The organism is Rhizobium sp. P1_C7 (genome assembly GCF_056406295.1).
Genome location: NZ_JBFUAL010000005.1, coordinates 89,644 through 110,043 on the forward strand (window position 1 = coordinate 89,644; position 20,400 = coordinate 110,043).

The following is a 20,400-nucleotide window of genomic DNA, read 5'->3' on the forward strand; positions in this document are numbered from 1 at the left end:
CTCTCACCGTTATAGTCATGACGGGGTGGCCGCAAAATGCTCTTCAAGCAGCCGGGAGAGTTTCGACGCGACAGCGTCAATATCACTGGGTGCAACGCGCGCGATCCCGAAGAGCAATCCGGGCCGCGGTGTACCGATGTGAAAGCGCGACATGGATTGCGGTGCCATTCCGTGCAAACGGAGAGCTGCGACAACGGTCTCGTCGTCAGCCGCGGGGTCTCGAAACCAGGTCGCAAGCTGCAAGCCCCCGGAACCACTGCCGATATCAAGAAGGTGGCCGCAGTGGCGTTGCAGCGCCCCGACTGTTGCCGTCATTCTTTCCGCATACTTCGCATTCATCTGCCTCAGATGCGTCCGCAGACGGCCATCGCGGATGAAATCGGCGAGTGCTGCCTGGATATGGATCGCGACGGCGGCGCCGCGCATCCGGAGCGCCGCCGATGCGTCCGCCACCAGCCAGGACGGGACGACGGCATAGGCGACGCGCAGGCCAGGCGCCAGGATCTTGGAGAAGGTGCCGAGATAGGCAACGACGTCATGGCGGTCTATGCCCTGCAGTGCTGCGATCGGACGCGAGCCATATTGAAAGTCGCTATCGTAATCGTCCTCGAGCACCAGTGCCCGGCTTGCCTGCGCCATCTCAAGCAAGGCAAGCCGACGCTGCAGGCTCATTGTCGCGCCTGTCGGGTATTGGTGGGACGGGGTCACATATATCAGCCGCGGCTGGGGGCCTTCGGCCCGGCTGACGTCGATGCCGCTTTCGTCGCAGCAAACCGGTATGACGCGCGCACCGGCGGCGCGCAGCAGGGACTTTGCGGAGGGATATCCAGGCTCTTCCACCCAGGCGATATCGTCGCCCTCGGCGCGCACTCGCAATGACGCGAGCAGATCTATCGCCACCCTCGTGGATGGCACGACCAGCACCTGCTCGGGCCGGGCTGCCACGCCGCGCGTGGCCGTGAGATGTTGGACGATGGCCTCCTGGAGATCGCGAATGCCAGAGGCATCGCTGTAACCGAGATCGTGGATGCGCAGAGCGCGGGCCCGCGAGGCCAGGCAGCGTGCCCAGACCGCGTGCGGAAAATCGGAAAGATCGGGCACTCCGGGTTCCAGCAGCATTTCATTGGCAGGCAGCGCCGCTGCCAACGGCGGAGGCAGTGGAGGCGCATAGTGTCCGCCGAAAGGCGACATGGAAAGCAAGGCGACACGGCTTGCCGACCCCGCGGACGCTTCGAGATAGCCTTCCGCCTTCAGACGTTCATAGGCGCTCACGATCGTCGAGCGCGCGAGGCCGAGCGATGCGGCGAGCGCCCGCGTTGACGGCAGCGGCCGACCGGCCGGGATATGGCCCGAAAGAATGCGGTCGCGCATTTCCCGATAGACCTGACCTTCGAGGTCGCCAGCAGCTCGCTCTATGGGAATCCATGCGGAGGAAGAGAGGGACATGTGGGTCTTCAAAAGTGGTCTGCCTGGAATGATCAAAGTGGAAGTTTACGCCAGACCTCTTTACGTGAACAACAGATGGGCTGCAAAACGGTTCAGGAGGAACTGTGTGCGGCAAATGATGTTCCTTAGTGCGATAACAGGGATTTTCGATGAACCTCTTAGATTGGAAGGGCGTAGCGCGCCCCGACCGCGTGTCGCTGGATGGCCGCTACGCACGTCTTGAACCGCTGGACCCCGAGCGGCACGGCAACGATCTGTTGGCCTCGGCTCGGCAACCCGGCGCGGATGATCGTTTCCGCTACCTCTTCGAGGAGGCGCCCGCCGATCTTTCCGCCTTTTCGCCGTGGCTCGACAAGGCTGCTGCATCGCAAGATCCGCTGTTCTTTGCGGTGATCGACAAGAAGACCGGGCGGGCCGAGGGACGCCAGGCCCTGATGCGCATCGATACGGCAAACGGCGTGATCGAAATCGGCAACATTCTGTGGGGGCCGGCCATCGCGCGTACGCGCATTGCGACCGAAGCGCTATTTCTGTTTGCCAGCCATGCCTTTGACACGCTGGGCTATCGGCGTTTTGAATGGAAGTGCAACAATCTCAACGAACCCTCCAAGAAGGCTGCCTTGCGTTTCGGCTTCACGTTCGAAGGAATCTTCCGGCAACACATGGTCGCCAAGGGGAAGAACCGCGACACGGCATGGTTTGCCATGATTGACGCCGATTGGCCGCGCCTGAAGGCGGGTTACGAAGCGTGGCTGCAACCTGTCAATTTCGACGAGGCCGGGCAGCAGAAGTCCAGGCTTGGCTTCGAGTCATAAGACGAGATCAGCCGTACACCAGCCGGGCACACGCCAGCAACATCTGGCTGTGCCCAAGCCTTCATCGAAGCAAGCGGAATTGTCAATCTCTGGCAACGGGACGCGCCCGGTTCTTGTTCCAGTCCAGCCAGGCGTCGGCATGGGGAGTGGCGGGCGCGGGAGCGCCTTTCTGTTGCCCGGAAGCGGCGTGCCCGCCGGAATGATACAATGCACTCAAGAATGTCCTAATATTAACTATTGCTTAATTAAAAGAGCGCATCTTCATGGAGCTGCAAGGGAATATGTGCAGCACGCATGTAAGACATGGCAGTGCATTGACTTTGCTTAAAAAAAAGGGGTTCGCTGTCACCTGCTGCGAGCCCCTTTTTCTGTTTGAGGTCTGGCGCTACTGTCCGCCTGGAAGGGCTGGGGACGGCACGCCGACACGGATCGCCTTTGAGAAGTTCGGCGACAGGCCATTGTCTCGAGCCCGCTGGTCGATATGGGAGATGGCCCTCAGTTCTGCCAACGGAACCGATGTATCCAGGGCACCGCGATCATAGGCGTAGTCCGGGAGGTAGCCGTTGACGATGAGCCGCCAGTCGAGCGGGACCGTGTCACCCACCAGGCGCATCATCTTTACCACAGTCGTCGTACAGTTGGTGGTGATCGAGTTGTAGAATGCCGGGGTCTTGGCAAGCGCATTGGCATCGGCGACATACTGGCGCAGCAGGAGCCGTACTGCTTCCGGGGACGCTTTGAGCCGATAGATTTGCACGTCTTCGTCCCGAAAGTTTGATCGAACGCCGACGACGTCGCGTTCATCCGCGGCGATGATCACCAGCGAATTGCTCTTGAACAGATCGGCGAGCGGCGAAAACTCTCCGCCGATCCGACGACGCACTTCAATCGACCAGGGGAGTTGATCGCCATCCTCGAAGCCGAAGCTCATGATGACATGTGCAATCTCCGGCCCCCCCCAATATGACATGAACATGTCGATTGTCCGCAGCTTGCCGAGGTCGTAGGTCCGGGTCGTCCATCGCTCCGTGAACTCATCTTTGCCATGCCATTCGAAGTCGCGGACGTTGGTCAAGGTCAGCATGTCACCTTTGATTTCGCCCGTGACCTGGCGGGCGACCTCCGGAGCCCAGTCGGCTTGTCCCAAGGGCTTGATCGTAGCCCAACAGGCCACGACCATAACCAACGCGATTGCAAATGCGAGAATTGCCCAGAGACGCCGACGACCGAAGAGCATGGTGATCACGCAAAGCCCGAAAAGGCCGAACAGACCCGCGGCAAACCCTCTTGCGAATTCGGGAACCGGCAATCGGTACCAAATTGCCAGCGAAGACCACGCCGCCGCAAAGGCGACGACGAGTGCCAACGCAGCGATCAGAACAAGCCTTATCAGTCGAGGCAATCTCGTCTCCGTCTTTCGGGTCAATCGCAGCGGGCAGCGTGGAAGATCATTCGAAGGTAGCTACTTGCATGAGGAGAGACCATAGAGGTTAAACGAATGAAATGTGAACACAAACAATAAAGAAGTGCTTGCCCATCCTGCTATCGGCAGGCAATGGCAAAGGGGAATGCGTACTCCAGATCACGAGGCATTCATGAGCGGCGAGGGCGGAGCGGTATCACCCCGACTGTCTGCAGGACCGTCTTGGTCTCCTTCCCTAGGCTATCGATGAGATCGACGCATTCCGCGAGCGTGGGCGCGCGGCTGCGCCTTCGCACCGTTTGTGAGACCTACTCCTCAACGCGATTCGTGGCGTCACGATCGCGGTCGTATCGTCTTGTGAGCGGAAACGGCGGTAACCAGGACTCGCGACGGATGATCCAACTTTCATAGGTTGGCATCAGCTGGTCAGGGGCATCCAGCGATCCAAGGTTCACTTCGATCTCGTCTGCGGTGCGTGCGAAAACCGACGAGCCGCAGCGGGGACAGAAAAACCGACCGGCGTAGTCGCGTGTTTCGCCATCAATCGTCACAGCATCTTGCGGGTACACCGCGGAAGCGTGAAAAAGGGCCCCATGATGCTTGCGGCAGTCGAGACAATGACAAAGGCCGACCCGGTATGGAAGTCCAGACGCCACTATTCGGACGTTGCCGCACAGGCAACCGCCCGTGAACCGGTCCATACTGCGCCTCCTCTCATGAAACGGTCGGAATCTTTACAACGAACAGTGCGGGCATTGCAATTGCCGCTCCGGCTGCGAAACGTGGCTGGTCTCTTGGTCGATGGACCTGACGAGGTTGTCGGACCATACTTTGTAGGGGTTTCCGATATCGTTGCGGACGCCATCTTGGGCTTTATGTCGTAACAACAGGAGGTCAGAACGATGAACAGGTTCACGGTCGCCATAAACCAGGAATTCGAGGCGGACACTGCGGAGGAAGCGGCGCTGCTGATGTATCAGGCGCTCGCCAAGAGGCCACCGCTTTCATACGCAGTCACCGACGAAACGGACGCTGTCTTCACCCTTACTCTCGATCCCTCGAAGGCGGACGAATTTGCCAAGACAGATCAAACGGCTGACCCTGGCAACTGGTAAAATCGCCTGAAAAAGTCTGATGCTGATCTTAGGTGTCGGCAATACCTATGTGTACTGTCCTTGCGGCGGCTCGACATGCTGGCCTCCTAGCCACGGCGTTGACCGTGTCGCATGAGGAGTACACGATGATCGCGACGTCTCGGCCGGCTCGACACCGGCTGATTTCGTTTCAGGATCTGACGAATAGCGCACAAATACACGGCCAATCGCGGAGTGACCGCGAATGGTGAAAAAATTCGTTGCCCGTCAGAAATGGCCGGTTCCAGATGAGCTGGGGAAACCGTCAAGCCACCTCTCTTTGGGAAGAGGGATCATGCAACCGCCCCGCGGTCGATCGCTCGGCTGTTTCTAGTTCAGGGTGAGAGGCGTTTAGGCGGCGGGCTACGATATCATGGTTGAGCCATTGAACCGGACCAGAAGGCGATGACGATTCGCCAAAAATCAACTGCCCCGTAGCCTCCACCACGAGAGCGCTCAGGTGGTCGCTGATAAGCGCCTTGCCATCCCGATGCATCTGTGTGATCTCGTGAGACGTGCCGATGGTCAGATCCGACTGGGCTTGGCTGTTTGGCATTGGCCATGCCAAAAAATCGTAGAACGGGATCATCACTTCGCTTGCCTGCAGGGCGGTAATCTTGCGGATGACATCTTCCAACGTAAATCCGTCAGCAAGGAGCTCCTCGCAAGCGCGCCGCTGTTCAGCTGCCCACTCACCTCCGCCCTCTTTTCTCAATGCAAGCAGGAGGGGGATCAGCGGCAACTCGATGCCCGTAAACACGTCGGAGGAATTAGTGCGGATTTCAGGGCAGTTGTAGACGGTCGCTCTGACACCTACTGCCCATGCCTCTTCAGCTATGCCCTCGAGCCGCATCTTTGCGTAGCCCTGGGTGTAATTGGTGTAGGTCTGCCAGCGATAGTCTCCGTCGATAAGGATTCCCGTTCCGTGGTAGCCGTAGGCCGTATACCGGACCTGGCCACCTGACGCCTCTATGCGCTCGCGGATAGCCGAGCTGAACTCGATAAGATGCCGGAAGGTGTTCGCTGAGACCTCGTCGAAATTCCGAAGGATCAGCTTACCCAAGTCGCTGTCGAGCAAGGCCTGCGACGACATATGGCGGGGCCCTGTTCCCTTGTAGATGCGGTTGGCCAGAACAAGGAACACCTTCGCCTTCGGGATGCCGCCGGCCATGGTGTGGGCGAAAAATACATTCCGACCAGACGGTACCATGCCGTCGAGAACTTCCATCACCTGCGACATGGCTTCCGTGAACCGTTTGGTCCCAACTTTCTGGCAATCCTCGATGTAGGACCAGTCCAGCTTCTCGGCTTCCCAGCTCTCGAGCGTCATTTTCGAGAGCAGATCGGACGGTGTCAGGCCTCCCACAGGCGCATCAAGATCGAAGCCGGCCATGAGCGGAACATTGATGATCCTGCCGCCCAGCCGTGCCTCGGCTGCCGAAAGCTCGTCGGCGTTCAGCGGTCGCAGTAGGTTGTTCTCGTCACGGCGCCCGACCGTTATCCCAACAATTTCCATGCCGGCCTTTCGGGCCTCTTCCACCAACCCGGTCGCGTAGCCGCGCCCGAACAGTTCGCCGAAGAGGACGAAGACGTCACCTTTCCGAAAAACGTTGTTCTCCGAGATTCGTTCTAAAGCGATTGGGTTCTTCATGTTGCATGTTCTTTTGGTCGCGCCGTCATTGGCTCAGGTAATCTCTGACACTTACTTGAACCAATCGGGTAGGAATAAGAAGTAATATTGAGTGACAGACCATTTCACAAAGTGAAGCGTTGCGAGAGTGTTAGCTTCCATCAAAGCATCTCTCGGCAGCACGGCGGTCTAACGGAGATTGCCGAACGATTCGAGCAGGGGATGGTCAAGCGCCTAGTCCTTTCTCCGCACGAACAATGGTGGAGCTGGACCACCAAGGCCGCGCGCCACGGCCGCATTCGCGAGGTTACCTCGTAGGTACAGTGACAGCGTCGCAGTTGGGCGTGAACAGGCGTCCGGCTCAGAAATCGTAGAACCCCCGACCGCAATGACGAGCTTTTTGTAAACACTGGATCGCAGGGGATTCACATGGGGGGAAACCGCGGCATTATGGTGCAGTTCCCCATGCCTTCACTGACGTTTGGTAAGCGCTTGCTCGCTAGGGCCGCAAAAGATTGCTCACAACGAGGAACGGCGGCGCTACCATTCGGCTATTTTCGTGTAAAATCCCGGTGACGAACGGTGAGGGCAACGGCGAACTCATCAGACGCTAGACGGAGAAAGTGTTGTGAGATTGCTGACGCGCCTTTTCCAGAGGTTTCTGGTTTTCTGTCTTGGGCTACTCAGCGTCTGGCTGATAGTGTACGTCGTTTTCGATACTGCGGACCACAGACTTCCATGGGTTCTTGCGGTGTGCCTTACATATGGCTTGGCTGCTTATGTCATTCTGCCGAATGTGGTCCGGTTGTGCCTGAAGGTTCTGCATCGGGGGCTTATCCCTAGATACACGATCGCGGCTGATGGTCTGCCTGGCGATCCTGTAAATATCGTCCTCATAGGAACTCTTCAACAGCTCCGCGAGACCTTTGCAACAGTAGGCTGGTCTACCGCCGACCGTTTGGGGATCGCAAGCTCGTTGCGAATGATAGGAGCGTTTCTGATGAGCTCTGCCTATCCCACCGCACCTTTCAGTACTTTCTATCTCTTTGGGCGACGGCAGGACATAGGATTCCAAGAGCCCATCGACGACAGCCCCCGAAAGCGCCATCACATCCGCTTCTGGGCCCTTGGTCTCGCCCATTCCGAGGACGACATGAGCAAAACGAGCTTTTGGTTGAATACGGAAAAGCCGTCGCCCGACGAGCGCGTACTATGGGTCGGGGCGGGCACTAGAGATACTGGGCTTTCGCTAACGTGGCTAACGTTCCAAGTTACACATGCTACCGATTCGGATACAAATGCCGAGCGCGACTACATAGTCAATGAGCTGAGAGCAAAGCGCGTAGTCTGGGATGTCGCGCGGCACGAGGCTGGTTCACGTTTGATGACCGGAAAGGTTAATCACTACATCACCGATGGTGAGATCGCGTTTGCCAGCTTGACTGTCGGTGCCACAGGTGACGATCAAGCCGGTGCAGTCGTCGGGCCGGGTAAATGTTGATTTGGCAAGCTAGCAAGAACGAGTTCAGACCTGTCGAACGGGTTGGATCTGCGGCAGCGACGTTTCCAAGACGAGCGGCCGCCGCAATGCTGTGAGCATGATTGCCGGCCTGACCATGCGATTACGCCGACCTCTCAGAGGCGCGCGCCCGAAGAGATGGAGCATTGCACCGCTATATTATTGAAATTTCTATGTAATTTTAGCTTTGCTCTGCAGTCATCTTCCACACCCGGCAGCTCTCGAAATCTAACTTTCGCGTATTTGAAACACGGGAAGGTTTTAATTTAGGTTGACTTTCCCAAGGTAGGTGCGCTAACTTTCCCGTATGTGATACACGCGAAAGTTAGAAAATGCCTCTCCGCCTCGTTGGCGAAAATATCGATAAAAGCCGCGCGCACTATCAGGCTGAGACGAACAAGCTCGTCCAACTAATGCGGGGCATATATGTGGATGCCGGTGATGACGTTGAAGCGACAATCGTCAAGCACGCTGTCCGCATTGCAAAATATCTATATCCCCGGGCCTATCTGTCCGCCGCCAGCGCCGTGCTCTTGGGGCCGACCCGTGACGGTCGCTTGTTCCTGAGCGGGCGGCGAATACAGCGCACACGCCTGCGGTCGCTGGAAATCATTCAGAACCAGGCACCAGATCACGCCTCCATCGCATCCGCGGTGATCGACGACGGCATGGGCGAATTTCACGTCGAAGTCTCCTCCGTGCGTCAACGCTTTCTCGAAGCTTTTCGGCTGCGCAGCGAGCATGCGGCCTCGATCGATGAGGCCACGCGCGAAGCGATCGCGGCCCGGCTGATGGAAGAGTATCGCGACGCAAAAGGCGCAGCTGACGCGGTATGGGCGCTTGCACGAGAGAACCAGTGGTACCGCGAAGGCGAACTTGCCGAACGCTATCTTTTGCACCGCCCCGCTGCCGTGCCTACTCGCAACGAGGCTGCACTCGATCTGATCGTGGCATGGCACGGCAAGCCGATCGGCAATCTGGCACATGACGGCTTTGAATGGCGCTGGCGGCAGACTGACGAGAACGGACCTCCCTTGATCCGCCAAACGACACCCGGCAAACTTCCTCCTTTTATCCTCTCCCTTCTGCCGGAGGGCTGGCTTGAATCCGTCCTCAAGGACCGTGACGAACGCGCGATGCTGCGCTCTGGCAAGCGCTACATGTCGAACATCACGATTGTCGAAAGGCAAAGCGAACTAGCTGACCTCCCTGCCGACATTCTGTTGACGCGTCTCGCTGCCTTTTCCGAAGGGGGTATCTTCACGGGACGATATGACGGCCCTGGCCGGGGCGACATCGAGCAAAACTTTGAGCGCAATCTCGCGCAGATATTCGCGAGCGCCGAAACCCCGCGCCTCTCCGGCGTTCAAATCAAGGCCCCTATGTTCCTTGGCAGCGACGGGAGGCTTTCCCCAAGCATCGCCACGCCCTTTACCCATATCCTCAAGCCCGCCGGAACGAGCGGCTTTGAAGCGTTACCGGCGATCGAATGGCAATCTCTCACATTGGGGGCTGCCGCAGGGTTTGCGACGCCTTCGATGGCACTCGTTCCCATGCCAGACGGGATGCCGCCCGCTCTGCTGGTCGAACGTTTTGATATCCGCACCGACAAGAGCGACCGGCGGCTCCTAGCTATGGAAGATTTTGCATCTGTCCTAGGAGTACCGACAGAGGCAAAATACGACGGCACAATAGAGCGCATAGCTCGCGCTGTGCGTTCCCTTTCGACCGCCCCGGATGAGGATGTGATGCTCATCTTCAAGCGCGCGCTGTTTGCATGGCTAATCGCCGATGGCGACATGCATCTGAAGAACCTGGCGCTTCTAAAGGTCGCCGAGCCGGATAGCCGCCAGTTCAATTCTGTTAGCATGGCCCCGCTCTATGATGCGGTCACCACGCGTGTCTTTCCGAGATTGGAACGTGATCGAATGGCCTTGAAGCTGAACGCGAAAGATGACCGGCTGCGCCGTGCGGACTTCCGCACCACCGCCGGCATAATCGGAATCAGGGCGGCGGATGCCGACGGCGCACTCGACGAACTTGTCTCGCTGCTGAGGCCCTGTCTTGACGAAATTACGCTTCCGCCGGTGGCGCCGGCTGGATCACCTGTCAATGAGGCGGCACAACGCATGCTCGTCCTCGTCAGGAAGCGGCTCGATGACTTTGTTTGATCGATCTCATTTTGCGTGCATTCGCCGGCTGCAACCATTCGGTGGTCGTGAATAAACGAGAATGACGTTTCCCGCGCCGCCCCTCGAAGGATTCATCGTCGTCGTCCAGCATCGCCCGGACGTCGCCCGCGCCTCGAAGGCGCGCTCGCGCAGTCGGCGTTTCGTCGCTTGGTACGCCGGAGGGGCTGGCTGAGCATATCGACAAGCAGATGTCGCACTGTATTCGGACAAGAACGCGTGGCGAAATCGAGTGAAGATTGCGGCAGGTGATCGCCTCCGGATCTGACCAATCGCACAAACGCCGGGTACCGCGCTATGATAGTCGCGACATTACGTTCGGTCCTCAAGGAACTGCTCTGCCCCTTCGACGGGTTGGAGCCAAGTCTCGCGGCGCTTGATCCAGAGTTCGCACGTGGGCGTCAGGGGAGTCGGAGTGTCGGTCAGAATGCCTGGCTTGATTTCGCCCTCATGGCCGTCGGCCGAAACAGCCTCGATCCGCAGCTGGGACAAAACTGGCGACCATCATATTCGCTCGTCTCACCTTTGGTTTCGAAGTTGGCCGCAGGCCAGACACCGAAGAAGGTGAACGCCGACCCGCTTTCTTGCCTGCAGTCCGTGCAGTGGCAGATGCCAATCCGGCTCGCCGAGCCTCGGACGGCAAGTCGAGCGTCCCCGCATTTGCAAGATCCGGTCAGCGGCGTCATCTCGTCGAACCCTTGGCGTCGTCCACGACCTCGGTATCCGGCCGGTCGCCGCCATCCACGTGTTCCGTCTGCCAGTGCCCGTCGGGGAGCTGGTAGGTTATCTCGGCATCGCGTCCTTCGAGGTGCTGCCGCTCCGCTGCAGACTTGGCGGCTCTGAGCGCCGTGTCATGATCAGGGAAGGTCTCGGACCACACGTCGCCGAGCCTGTAACCGTAACCGCCGACATGCTGGCCCACATGATACGTGAGTTTTGTCATTCAATTTCCTCCGTTGGAGGGAGGTATCTAGGGCGGCGGGTGTGACGGTCCAACCATCCTTCGTTGACGGATTGAAGCTCTTTTTCACAGTCCTACGTGTTGAAGGAGGGAAGGAGCAGCTGAATGAACACAGAGCTCCACAAGCCCGACTTTAAGACGATGTCCGAAGCCGTGCAGGCTTGGTACCGCTTCTACGAGGTGGATCCGAAAGACGGCCTTTCCGACGTACTTCGCCAGGCGGCGATCGACTTCTACCAGGAGGGGCATCGCAATTCCGACGATATCGCGACAGCGCTCATCGGCACCTATGTCGGCGTCCACGCCACTCGCGTGAACGCGCCGACGTCGGTCGCATTGCATTGACCCCCAACCCTTTCATGGAAAGACGGCCTTGCGGGGTCGTGAGGAGACAGTCGAGACGCTTTCATTGTTGGCGTCGGTGCGACCTTCTGCCTGGTTTTATTGGAACCGCTTTGGCCACCATGGGTTAGCTTAACGAGGGACAACCACGGAGAAGACAAATGTCATTCAACGTACTGATTGTCGAAGATCAGCCCCTGATCGCTTTGAACCTGCAGGATGCGGTCGAAGAACTTGGCCACAACGCTGTCGGCATTGCGAGCAACATGTATCAAGCCCTCTTGCTTTCCACCGGCGCGGACATCGCGTTCGTTGACGTCAATCTTGAAGATGGGCCAACCGGGCCGATCATTGGCCGCACTTTAGCGGACACGGACATTTCGGTCTTGTTCATGACCAGTGATCCCGGCGCAATACGCGGCGCTGTGCCTGGAGCGTTGGGCGTCATCCAGAAGCCGATCCTCGATCTCGAGCTTGTCGAAGCGATCCAGTATGTCGCCGATCGGCGGGCTGGGAATACGGACATACCGCCGCCGAAATGCTTTATCGAATTTTCAAACGTCGCCTGAGGCGCTACACTCAACACGCCCGTAGTTCACGCTACACGCATCGTTGCGGTCTCCCGCACGAGCCGCAGTCGCTCAAGCTCGAGGCGAGCATCGGGGAGAGCACGATGAGCGGTCTCTGCAGGCTGGGATCGGGCGATAACGTCGGCGACGAGACTTGGAACCTACATCGGCGATCCCGGCATCTTCGAACACGCGTGAGGCGACCTCTCCTTCCCCAGAACGCTCAGATCGCTTTTGACGAGGTCAAAGCGAGCCAGGCGCCTGCGCCTGCGTCCATTGGAAAGTGATCCTCGATAGTAGAGTCAGAATTGAGTGTCAGTCCAGTTCGACTGTCACGTCGAGGAATTGCGGAAGTGCCTTTGAGAATGGGCAGATCTGACGCGCTTCATCGACTAAACTGATCGCCGTGCTTCTTTCGATACCAGGCATGACAATGCGCATTCGCGCCGTCAGAGCGTAGCCGTCGGCGCGGTTTGTTATCCCTACTTCGGCGCGGACGTTCACGTCTGCCTGAAGTGCCGCTTTACTCTTCAAGGCGACAAGCGCGATCGCGCTTGCCAACGATGCCGACCAGCCCGCTGCAAGAAGCTGCTCCGGGTTCGTTCCGATGCCTGTCGAACCCGGAGCTGAAAACCGGATGTCGAGAACTCCATCCGAGCTGCGTGAAACTCCGCTTTCGCGGCCGCCGATCGTTTCCGTCCTCGCCGTGTAAATCTCCTTCGGAATATTGCTCACCTAGATTCCCGTGCGCCCTTGTCTAAAGCTGGCGTCTTGTTGAATGGTCGTGGTTCAAGACGGGAGGGTCCCCCCGGCCTGCTCCTGTACGATGTATTCGGCGTACCAGTCCGGCCAGTTGACGTCGTACTCTCCGCCGTTCAGTTTCTCGTGTACGCCGTGGGCTGCGCCTGCTCGACGTAGCGTCGCCGCGAGTTCTCCCGCCGAGTTGAAGGTCGTCGCCGCTTCTTCGATCCGTCCTGGCTGCCGGATCGTTATTTCCTGAAGGAGCCAGCCATTGCCATCGGGGTCGCGGAACGACGCAAACGAGCGATAGCTTCGACCGTCGGGATCTCGGCCGCTCGTCCGGCGGCTCCCGAAGAGGTAGGGTTCATCCTCTCCGACGTAGATGCCGGCCGCGTCGTGGAACACTTCGCTGATCTCGATTCCATCCGCACGCAGTTTCTGACGCGCCGCAACGACGTCGGAGACGATCAGATAAAGGCCTTGCGAGGAGCCGGGGACTGCCGAAGTCACGTTCTTTCCGAATATGACCGAGCAGTCGGAGCCTGGTGGGGTGAATTGAAGCACCCGGAACTCGCCATCATCCGAAGCGTAGTCGGCGTCGGACCGCCATCCAAGCTTCGCATAGAAGCTCTTGGCTCGATCCACGTCGGAAACCGGTAGGACGACGATCTCCAGTTTCATATCCATCCTCGAATTCCGACCTAATGGTTGGTTGTCGCTCATCGTCATCTCCTGATGCGGTTGCCTGAGAGCGACGACGGCACTGGCCGTCATCGCACGTAGGTGTTGGGAGGTTTGATTCAGTTCGTTCCAGCCGCCTAGCTTGTGCGAAGCGTCTTCAGGCCGGTGCGAAGTTCTTCGGTGAGAAGCTTCGGTTGCTCCCACGCGGCAAAGTGCCCGCCCTTGGCGACCTTGCTGTAGTGGATGAGATTGGGATAGGCCTTTTCCGCCCAGCTTCGCGGGGTCTGGTAGAGCTCGTCGGGGAAAACGCTGACAGCCACGGGAACCTTGACCCCCTTGGGGCTGAAAAAGGCCAGCTTGTTCTCCCAGTAGAGGCGCGCCGCCGAAACCCCCGTGTTGGTGAGCCAGAATAGCGTGACGTTGTCGAGGATATCATCGGGGGTCAGGCCTTCGGGCGTGCCATCGAACGACCTTGCGATCAGATCCAGGCTGCGGGCGTCGTGATCGATCATAAAAGTCGCAAGACCAATCGGGGAATCCGCAAAGGCTGCTGCCGTCTGCGGGCGCGTTCCCATCCAGAACGCATAGTAGACATTCTTGTAGAAAGAGACGAGCTGGTCGTACGTGCTTCTCTCTTCGTCGGACAGACCCGATGGGGCCGGAGCACCGGAAAAGGTAGCCTGATCGATTTCAGTGGGTATGGCTCCGGGCATGTTGACATGGATGCCGACCAACTCTTTCGGCGCCTGCACGCCAATCATTTCGGTGACGACTGCACCCCAGTCGCCGCCTTGAGCCGTAAATCGCTTGTAACCCAAGCGCTGCATCAGGACGATCCATGCGCTTGCGATCCGCTCGGGACCCCAACCCGTTTCTGTCGGCTTGCCGGAGAAGCCGTAGCCGGGCAGCGACGGTATCACCAGATGGAAAGCGTCCGCGGCAGTGCCACCATGCGCGGTCGGGTCCGTGAGGGGTCCGATAATCTTCATCTGTTCGACGATGGAACCTGGCCAGCCATGCGTCACGATCAGAGGTAGGGCGTCTTCATGCTTTGAGCGGATATGCATGAAGTGGATGTCGAGCCCGTCGATTTCGGTAATGTAGTTCGGCACCGAGTTCATGCGGGCCTCGACCTTGCGCCAGTCGTAGTCCTTTTCCCAGTAGCGAAGAAGTTGCTTGATCGTCTTGAGCTGGACGCCCTGCGACTTGTCGGAAACAGTTTCCTGCTCCGGAAGCCGCGCTTGGGCGAGCCGTCGACGAAGGTCGGCAATGTCGGCCTCTGGAATGTTCACCTTGAATGGACGGATGGTGTCGCCGCCGGAAGCCGCGGCGGGCTTCGGCAGTAAGCTTGCTGCGTTCATTGCAACAACGCCGGCTGCTGCCGCTCCCCGAAGGGTGTGCCGACTTTGGTGGATTGTTTCCGATGTCACCTTGGGCATGAATTTCTCCTCGGGATTAACGCTTGAGCGGCTGCACCTCCGTGCTGCCGAATACCTACTCCCGCACGGCGAAGATTGCCCGTTATGCATTGTTAGATTTTCATAGCGGACGACGCCCAAGTCCCGCACGCGCTGGTTCGTGGCGAGAAGTGATAGTCTGAGCTATAATGCCAGAGACCATGAGGGGTCAGCGCCATGACAGCAGGGGGCGGTCCGGCCAGCGACGAGATTTCGTTCGGTCCATTCCGGTTGCGAGCGAACGAACGGCTGCTGACCAAAGAGGGCGTCGTCGTCGAGCTGGGAGCGCGCGCCTATGATATATTGATCGCGCTCACTTCCGCTCCCAACGAGGTCATCAGCAAGCAAGATCTTATCGCCCGCGTCTGGCCCGACGTCGTTGTCGAAGAGGGCAGCCTCAGATTCCATGTGAACAGCCTCCGGAACGCTCTTGGCGACGGTAAGGAAGGCGGTCGCTTCATCAAAACGCTTTCCGGGCGCGGCTACTGCTTCGTGGCCGCTGTTTCGGGCGCTTTGACCACGAACGAGAAGACAACTGCTACGCCCTCATATTTCCCTCATGCAAACCTTCCAGGCCGCCTGAACCGCATTATCGGCAGGGACGAGGACGTGTTGCAAATTACGGGCCAGCTCAGATCATCCCGTCTCGTCACTGTCGTCGGTGCGGGTGGGATCGGCAAGACCACAGTCGCCGTCGCGGTGGCCCATGGCTTAAGCGACGGTTTCGACGGCGCCGTTCTCTTCGTCGACCTTGGAATGCTCAGCGACCCCCGTCTGGTGACGACGGCGCTCGCATCCATGCTCGGGATGCCTGTGGGCGCTGGCGATATGCAGGCCAGCCTGATCGCGTTCTTACGCGACAAACGCGCGCTTCTCGTCCTCGACACATGCGAGCACGTCGTGGAGGCGGTTGCACTGCTCGCTTCTCGTTTGCTGGAAGCGGCGTCGCAGGTCTACATCCTGGCGACCAGCCGCGAGGCTTTGCAGATCGAAGGGGAACGGGTCTATCGGCTCGATTCCCTCGCTTATCCGCCCGATGACCGGGTGGTGTCGGCAGACACGATCCGGCAGTTTCCGGCAACGCGGCTCTTCGTCGAGCGTGCGGTCGCGCACGACTCCCATCTTGATATCGACGAAGCGGAGGCTACGGTCGTCGCTGGCATCTGCCGGAAACTGGACGGCGTCGCATTGGCGATCGAACTGACAGCCAGGCGCGTTGAATCCTACGGTTTACGACAGACGGCTGAGTTGCTTGATCAGCATCTGACACTCTTGTGGACTGGTTCACGAACGGCGCAGCCTCGACACAGGACGCTGCAGGCGACCCTGGACTGGAGCTACGAACTCCTGTCTGTCCTGGAGCGCGTCGTGCTCCGCCGGCTTGCGGTGTTTGTCGGACACTTCACTCTCGACGCCGCCGTGGAGGTCGTATCGGGTTCCGATCTTGAACGTTCGAAGGTGTTCGGTGCAATGGACAGCCTCGTTGCCAAGTCGATGGTCGTCACCCGCCCGATCGGCGCGATGCTGCGCTACCGACTTCTTGACACGACGCGCGCATACGCGATGGCGATCCCGCTCGAAACGCAAGAGCGCGCCGATCTCGCCATCCGACACGCTGACTATTACGGCCGCTGGTTGGCGCAGAGCGCGGGCGACTGGGCAAGCCAAACGACAGGATCTGAACGCGCCTCGTACTTCGCTGCCCTGAACAACGTCCGTGCCGCTCTCGAATGGTGTTTTGGCGAGGATGGCGAGACCACGGTCGGGGTGAGACTTGCCGCTGCCGCCGGACCTGCGCTTCTTGCAATGTCGCTGATGCCGGAAGCGCTCAGATGGTCGCAACGCGCTATTCTGGCGCTTGACGACAGCACGCGGGGAGGCGTCGAGGAGATGCATCTTCAGGCCGTTTTTGGAATGGTGGCGACGCATCTCCATGGAAAAATCGACGCTGTGCTCGTGGCCTTGAACCGGGGTCTGGAAATTGCCGAAGCGCGGCGGGACGTCGTCAATCAGGTCGGGCTACTCAGCATGCTGCGGACGTTCTACTTCCGCAGCGGAGACTTCAACACCGCGCACGCATACGCTCGCCGCTGCAAGGCCGCTGCCGACACCATCCAGGATTTCGCCGCGTCGGCACAAGCTCGGTCCATTCTGGGGAGATCGCTCCATCTGGCGGGCGAGCTGGTGGATGCACATGCCGAACTTGACGCAAGCCTGGTCGACTGGGCGCGGGCAGGGAGAACGACGATCTATCTCTCGCATGAGCTTCATTTCCCAAGTGAAGTGACGATGGCCAGAAATCTCTGGCTGCAGGGATACCCAGATCAAGCGACGGAGCGCGCTCAAAGGGTCATCGAGAGCGCGGTGAGAACCGACCGGGCTGCCGCGTTGGTCGTCGCCTTGGGATGGGCGGTTTCGGTTTTCCTTTGGAACGGAGAGTGGGAGCAGGCGCAGGAACACGTCGATGCCTTGATCTATCAGGCCGAAACCAATTCCTTGGGCCCGTTCGTCGCTGCAGGGCAGGCCCGCCGGGGAGAGCTCTTGATCCTTCGGGGCTCAGCGGAGGAGGGCATCAAGGATCTGAGGGCGAGCCTGGCCACCATCCATTCGATCGGCTACGAGGTGCTGACGACGGAGTTCAATATCTCGCTCATCCGAGGATTGAAGGCCGTCGGCAAGGCGATCGAGGCGAGGGAACTGCTGGAGCGGACCATTCGGAATGTCGAGATCAACGGTGACAACCTCTACATGCCGGAGCTTCTGCGCGTGAAAGGGAACCTGCTCCTTGCCGCGCCGCAGATGCATGATGAAGCGCAGGCATGCCTCCGGCGATCAATCGAGGTCAGCCGTCTTCAAGGTGCCCGTGGCTGGGAACTTAGGACTGCCACCGATCTCGCCCGCGTCATGACCTCACGTGGACACTTCGATGATGCTCGCAAGCTCTTGCAGCCGGTCCTCGGGCGGTACGACGAGGGAGCGGGTTCCGTGGATATCCGAGTGGCGGAACGGCTTTTGGCCGAGATACCCATGTCTTCCGCGTCATAGATTTTTCCGGCATCGAGTAAAGCGCCCGGCTGGTTCGTGTACGCGGACGTCAGACTACGGGAATCTGCACCATCGTGCTCTTGGAGACGCCGAGCCGCCGAAGTAATGTCGGCATCAGTCTCGGCACGTGGAGGGAACATGGATTACGTGAACATTGCGGCGATCGTGTTTTTCATTGTCGTCTGGATAGCATTGGAGCCGCTGATGGCGGCAGGCTGGCCCAGAAAGAACGATAGCCTGTCGGGGGATATGGTCAGGGTCCGGACCGCGTGGATGAGGGAGGTGCTCACACGCGACAATAACTTCATCGGCGACGCCGCGATCCTGGGGCACACCATCAATTCGGCCTCGTTCTTCGGCTCGGCGAACTTGATTGTCATCGTGGGTCTGAGCGGCGCATTGTTCATGGAGCCCAACTACGGCAGCGGCCGCGGCCTTATCGCAATGTTCGCTGCGCAGGACCCCGCATGGTTCTTCCAATGCAAGGTGCTGCTGATCATAGCGACCCTCCTGCGAGGTTTGTCCGATTTCATTTGGGCAGTAAGGCAGATCAACTATTGTCTGGCTGCGATCGGGGCCAGTCCGTCTCGGGAGGAGGAACGGGACATCGTGGCGTGGACGAACGCGCTGACAATGGTGCTGAATCCTGCGCTCCGATCTTTCAGCGTGGGCGTTAGGTCGTACTATTTTACCGTGGCAGCCGCATTCTGGTTTTTCGGACCAGTACCCTTTTTCGTCGCTACGCTGCTCGGCATGGGCCTGCTTGTCTGGCGTCAATCATGGTCCGACACCGCACAGGGCATTATGGCTATACGAAAGCTCCTTGATTAGGGTCAGGACTCGTTAAATCACAGCCAGAAGATAACGGTTGCAGCGATGCATATGCTTGAGAAGAAAGTGTGGGCGCAGCGGTCGTATCTGGTGTGAATTCGTCGCCAGTCCTTGAGCCTGCCGAACATGTTTTCGATCTTGTGGCGCTTTTTATAGAGTACCGGATCATGGGCGATCGCTAACTTGCGGTTTGCCCTCGAAGGAATACAGGCGGTGATTTTGCGCTCCGCCAAGGCATCTCGGAACCAGTCGGCATCATAGCCCTTGTCGGCAAGCAACGTCTTGGCTTTAGGAAAGGCCTCAAGCATCCGAGCGGCACCTTTGTAATCGCTCATCTGGCCTTCGCTCAACAGCAGGATCAGTGGTCTGCCGTCACCATCGCAAACCGCGTGTAGTTTGGAGTTCAGGCCGCCTTTGGTGCGTCCGATACGTCTGGGAACATCCCCTTTTTTAGCAGGCTGGCTGCAGTGCGATGTGCTTTCAGATGGGTGGCGTCGATCATCAACTGCTCAGGCTTGCCGCGTTTAGCCGTCAGTTCGGCCAAAATCCGGTTGAACACGCGCCGAGCCTGAAGGGCGCGAAGCAGTCGGACGCTTATGACGCGATTGTCGAAGAGAAAACTTACGAAACGCCTACGATCGCGATCGCGACCCTGCCGAAGATCGTCCGGGCGCAAAGGCGGAGGAACCGTCGAACGAGTGGCCCGGCGCGGTGCCGTGAGGACAATAAAAAAGGCCGGGGCGAAATCGCACCGACCCTTCAAACATCGCTCTTCACACCAGTGCCAGTACATCCGTGGTCAAAAGTAAGATAAGCAACTCCGGCAGTCGCGAACGCTCGTCGAGCACTCACCAGCAACGCCGATGACGATTAGATAGACGAGCAATGTGTTCGTTTCAAGACGTGCATACCGACTGCCTTATAGATCGTTACGACATCCAGGACGAAGCCCTAGCGAAGAAGTCCATCGCTATCGAACTCATCCCAGCCGCGGAGCTGCGACGTTGGTTCGTCCGACGTAACACCACTGGCCTTCTTCGCCTTGTCGGCCTTCTTCAATGAACGCGTCAGCTTTGCCTTGTACGCCGCCTTCCGACGGTTCTCCGCCTTGGCTTCTGCATCTTCCTCCCGCCATTGGTCTACGGCCCCGCGGTCAAGCAGGTCCGCGACCAGCTTCGGATCGAAGACATGAAAAGTGATCCTCCAGGCGCGGCCGTTCAGCCTTACGGTCCGAGTTCCTGGACTCGGCAGGCGGCCGTCCGCTAGCCAGCGGTGCCTTTCGCCGACCTTGATCGTGAGGATGTCCTGAATCTCCCGCGGAATGACGGGAAGGGTTTCGACGTCCTCCATCGCCTTTGCGACGACAGTGGCCGCCGCGTTGAAAACGGCTTTCTCGCTGGCAGGCATGGCGAGGATGACGTCGCTGCCGTCGAGAGCGAGCGACTTGTTCGAGGCGGCAGGAACTCGCGATTGAAGTTCTTGGAGAATTCCTTTTGCCCGCACTGCCGATCCCATGGTTGCCGCCGGTGACAACGTCCATGTCCTGATGAGCTCTACGTCGTTCTTTTCGTGTTTCGGCATGACGCGTAGATGGGATGGGCGCCCTTCCACGTCAACG

18 protein-coding genes and 2 pseudogenes are annotated in these 20,400 nt (G+C 58.9%); 9 read left to right on the plus strand and 11 right to left on the minus strand.

Annotated elements, in window-relative coordinates; translation table 11 throughout:
- Positions 1-15: 15 nt before the first annotated feature.
- The gene (gene pdxR / locus AC1D2R_RS09185) at positions 16-1,446 is read right to left on the minus strand and encodes a MocR-like pyridoxine biosynthesis transcription factor PdxR (RefSeq protein ID WP_477966954.1); all 1,431 of its coding nucleotides are present in this window, start codon (positions 1,444-1,446) and stop codon (positions 16-18) included.
- Between the two features lie 149 nt (positions 1,447-1,595).
- On the opposite strand from pdxR, the gene AC1D2R_RS09190 reads away from it, so the two are divergent.
- Positions 1,596-2,261 (plus strand): GNAT family N-acetyltransferase, encoded by a 666-nt coding sequence (locus AC1D2R_RS09190; RefSeq protein WP_477966956.1) that lies wholly within the window; start codon positions 1,596-1,598, stop codon positions 2,259-2,261.
- A gap of 385 nt (positions 2,262-2,646) precedes the next feature.
- Here AC1D2R_RS09190 and AC1D2R_RS09195 read toward each other — a convergent pair whose 3' ends face one another.
- Both AC1D2R_RS09195 and AC1D2R_RS09200 read right to left on the minus strand, forming a co-directional pair.
- A complete protein-coding gene (locus AC1D2R_RS09195; protein ID WP_477966958.1) occupies positions 2,647-3,663 on the minus strand; it encodes an Lnb N-terminal periplasmic domain-containing protein in 1,017 nt (338 codons plus the stop codon).
- Positions 3,664-3,992: 329 nt separating this feature from the next.
- Entirely contained in the window at positions 3,993-4,385 is a 393-nt protein-coding gene (locus AC1D2R_RS09200; protein ID WP_477966960.1) for a GFA family protein, read from the minus strand.
- 201 nt (positions 4,386-4,586) lie between these two features.
- Here AC1D2R_RS09200 and AC1D2R_RS09205 point away from each other — a divergent pair, with 201 nt between their 5' ends.
- The gene (locus tag AC1D2R_RS09205; RefSeq protein WP_477966962.1) at positions 4,587-4,799 is read left to right on the plus strand and encodes a hypothetical protein; all 213 of its coding nucleotides are present in this window, start codon (positions 4,587-4,589) and stop codon (positions 4,797-4,799) included.
- Between the two features lie 283 nt (positions 4,800-5,082).
- On the opposite strand, the gene AC1D2R_RS09210 is transcribed toward AC1D2R_RS09205, so the two are convergent.
- Positions 5,083-6,468, minus strand: coding sequence for an enoyl ACP reductase FabMG family protein (locus tag AC1D2R_RS09210; RefSeq protein ID WP_477966964.1), 1,386 nt, complete (start codon positions 6,466-6,468; stop codon positions 5,083-5,085).
- 775 nt (positions 6,469-7,243) lie between these two features.
- Here AC1D2R_RS09210 and AC1D2R_RS09215 point away from each other — a divergent pair.
- The gene (locus AC1D2R_RS09215) at positions 7,244-7,948 is read left to right on the plus strand and encodes an LssY C-terminal domain-containing protein (RefSeq protein ID WP_477967244.1); all 705 of its coding nucleotides are present in this window, start codon (positions 7,244-7,246) and stop codon (positions 7,946-7,948) included.
- Between the two features lie 350 nt (positions 7,949-8,298).
- The gene (locus AC1D2R_RS09220; protein WP_477966966.1) at positions 8,299-10,137 is read left to right on the plus strand and encodes a HipA domain-containing protein; all 1,839 of its coding nucleotides are present in this window, start codon (positions 8,299-8,301) and stop codon (positions 10,135-10,137) included.
- 330 nt (positions 10,138-10,467) lie between these two features.
- Here the strand turns inward: AC1D2R_RS09220 and AC1D2R_RS09225 are convergent.
- Positions 10,468-10,841: pseudogene (locus AC1D2R_RS09225) on the minus strand (GFA family protein).
- Positions 10,838-11,098: a hypothetical protein gene (locus AC1D2R_RS09230; protein ID WP_477966968.1), complete on the minus strand. Its 261-nt coding sequence runs from the start codon at positions 11,096-11,098 to the stop codon at positions 10,838-10,840. Before AC1D2R_RS09230 ends, AC1D2R_RS09225 begins: the two are co-directional and overlap by 4 nt.
- A 123-nt stretch (positions 11,099-11,221) precedes the next feature.
- Between AC1D2R_RS09230 and AC1D2R_RS09235 the strand changes: the two genes are divergently transcribed.
- Together AC1D2R_RS09235 and AC1D2R_RS09240 are read left to right on the plus strand one after the other, a co-directional pair.
- On the plus strand, positions 11,222-11,461 hold the full coding sequence (locus AC1D2R_RS09235; protein WP_477966970.1) for a hypothetical protein: 240 nt from the start codon (positions 11,222-11,224) through the stop codon (positions 11,459-11,461).
- Between the two features lie 158 nt (positions 11,462-11,619).
- The gene (locus AC1D2R_RS09240) at positions 11,620-12,027 is read left to right on the plus strand and encodes a response regulator (protein ID WP_477966972.1); all 408 of its coding nucleotides are present in this window, start codon (positions 11,620-11,622) and stop codon (positions 12,025-12,027) included.
- Between the two features lie 315 nt (positions 12,028-12,342).
- On the opposite strand, the gene AC1D2R_RS09245 is transcribed toward AC1D2R_RS09240, so the two are convergent.
- From AC1D2R_RS09245 to AC1D2R_RS09255, 3 genes are all read right to left on the minus strand, one after another.
- Positions 12,343-12,762 (minus strand): Ohr family peroxiredoxin, encoded by a 420-nt coding sequence (locus AC1D2R_RS09245; RefSeq protein WP_477966974.1) that lies wholly within the window; start codon positions 12,760-12,762, stop codon positions 12,343-12,345.
- A gap of 54 nt (positions 12,763-12,816) precedes the next feature.
- Positions 12,817-13,491, minus strand: coding sequence for a VOC family protein (locus AC1D2R_RS09250; RefSeq protein WP_477966975.1), 675 nt, complete (start codon positions 13,489-13,491; stop codon positions 12,817-12,819).
- A gap of 95 nt (positions 13,492-13,586) precedes the next feature.
- Positions 13,587-14,888 (minus strand): epoxide hydrolase family protein, encoded by a 1,302-nt coding sequence (locus AC1D2R_RS09255; RefSeq protein ID WP_477966976.1) that lies wholly within the window; start codon positions 14,886-14,888, stop codon positions 13,587-13,589.
- 195 nt (positions 14,889-15,083) lie between these two features.
- On the opposite strand from AC1D2R_RS09255, the gene AC1D2R_RS09260 reads away from it, so the two are divergent.
- Both AC1D2R_RS09260 and AC1D2R_RS09265 read left to right on the plus strand, forming a co-directional pair.
- Positions 15,084-17,951 carry an ATP-binding protein gene (locus tag AC1D2R_RS09260; protein WP_477966978.1) on the plus strand — a complete coding sequence of 956 codons (2,868 nt, stop codon included), beginning with the start codon at positions 15,084-15,086 and terminating at the stop codon, positions 17,949-17,951.
- A 138-nt stretch (positions 17,952-18,089) separates the two neighbouring features.
- The gene (locus AC1D2R_RS09265; RefSeq protein WP_477966979.1) at positions 18,090-18,782 is read left to right on the plus strand and encodes a DUF599 domain-containing protein; all 693 of its coding nucleotides are present in this window, start codon (positions 18,090-18,092) and stop codon (positions 18,780-18,782) included.
- Positions 18,783-18,799: 17 nt separating this feature from the next.
- Here AC1D2R_RS09265 and AC1D2R_RS09270 read toward each other — a convergent pair.
- Positions 18,800-19,341, minus strand: a pseudogene (locus AC1D2R_RS09270) (IS5 family transposase); the annotation flags it as partial.
- On the opposite strand from AC1D2R_RS09270, the gene AC1D2R_RS09275 reads away from it, so the two are divergent.
- Positions 19,267-19,596, plus strand: a complete 330-nt coding sequence (locus AC1D2R_RS09275; protein ID WP_477967256.1) for a hypothetical protein — start codon at positions 19,267-19,269, stop codon at positions 19,594-19,596. The pseudogene AC1D2R_RS09270 and the gene AC1D2R_RS09275 sit on opposite strands and share 75 nt — an antisense overlap.
- Before the next feature lie 137 nt (positions 19,597-19,733).
- Here AC1D2R_RS09275 and AC1D2R_RS09280 read toward each other — a convergent pair whose 3' ends face one another.
- Positions 19,734-20,363 (minus strand): hypothetical protein, encoded by a 630-nt coding sequence (locus AC1D2R_RS09280; protein ID WP_477966980.1) that lies wholly within the window; start codon positions 20,361-20,363, stop codon positions 19,734-19,736.
- Positions 20,364-20,400 lie beyond the last annotated feature (37 nt).

Coding starts and splice junctions, on each gene's coding strand:
- pdxR (WP_477966954.1), bottom strand. CDS start 1,446: ATGTCCCTCTCTTCCTCCGCATGGATTCCCATAGAGCGAGCTGCTGGC.
- AC1D2R_RS09190 (WP_477966956.1), top strand. CDS start 1,596: ATGAACCTCTTAGATTGGAAGGGCGTAGCGCGCCCCGACCGCGTGTCG.
- AC1D2R_RS09200 (WP_477966960.1), bottom strand. CDS start 4,385: ATGGACCGGTTCACGGGCGGTTGCCTGTGCGGCAACGTCCGAATAGTG.
- AC1D2R_RS09205 (WP_477966962.1), top strand. CDS start 4,587: ATGAACAGGTTCACGGTCGCCATAAACCAGGAATTCGAGGCGGACACT.
- AC1D2R_RS09210 (WP_477966964.1), bottom strand. CDS start 6,468: ATGAAGAACCCAATCGCTTTAGAACGAATCTCGGAGAACAACGTTTTT.
- AC1D2R_RS09220 (WP_477966966.1), top strand. CDS start 8,299: ATGCCTCTCCGCCTCGTTGGCGAAAATATCGATAAAAGCCGCGCGCAC.
- AC1D2R_RS09230 (WP_477966968.1), bottom strand. CDS start 11,098: ATGACAAAACTCACGTATCATGTGGGCCAGCATGTCGGCGGTTACGGT.
- AC1D2R_RS09235 (WP_477966970.1), top strand. CDS start 11,222: ATGAACACAGAGCTCCACAAGCCCGACTTTAAGACGATGTCCGAAGCC.
- AC1D2R_RS09240 (WP_477966972.1), top strand. CDS start 11,620: ATGTCATTCAACGTACTGATTGTCGAAGATCAGCCCCTGATCGCTTTG.
- AC1D2R_RS09250 (WP_477966975.1), bottom strand. CDS start 13,491: ATGAGCGACAACCAACCATTAGGTCGGAATTCGAGGATGGATATGAAA.
- AC1D2R_RS09255 (WP_477966976.1), bottom strand. CDS start 14,888: ATGCCCAAGGTGACATCGGAAACAATCCACCAAAGTCGGCACACCCTT.
- AC1D2R_RS09260 (WP_477966978.1), top strand. CDS start 15,084: ATGACAGCAGGGGGCGGTCCGGCCAGCGACGAGATTTCGTTCGGTCCA.
- AC1D2R_RS09265 (WP_477966979.1), top strand. CDS start 18,090: ATGGATTACGTGAACATTGCGGCGATCGTGTTTTTCATTGTCGTCTGG.
- AC1D2R_RS09275 (WP_477967256.1), top strand. CDS start 19,267: ATGGGTGGCGTCGATCATCAACTGCTCAGGCTTGCCGCGTTTAGCCGT.
- AC1D2R_RS09280 (WP_477966980.1), bottom strand. CDS start 20,363: ATGCCGAAACACGAAAAGAACGACGTAGAGCTCATCAGGACATGGACG.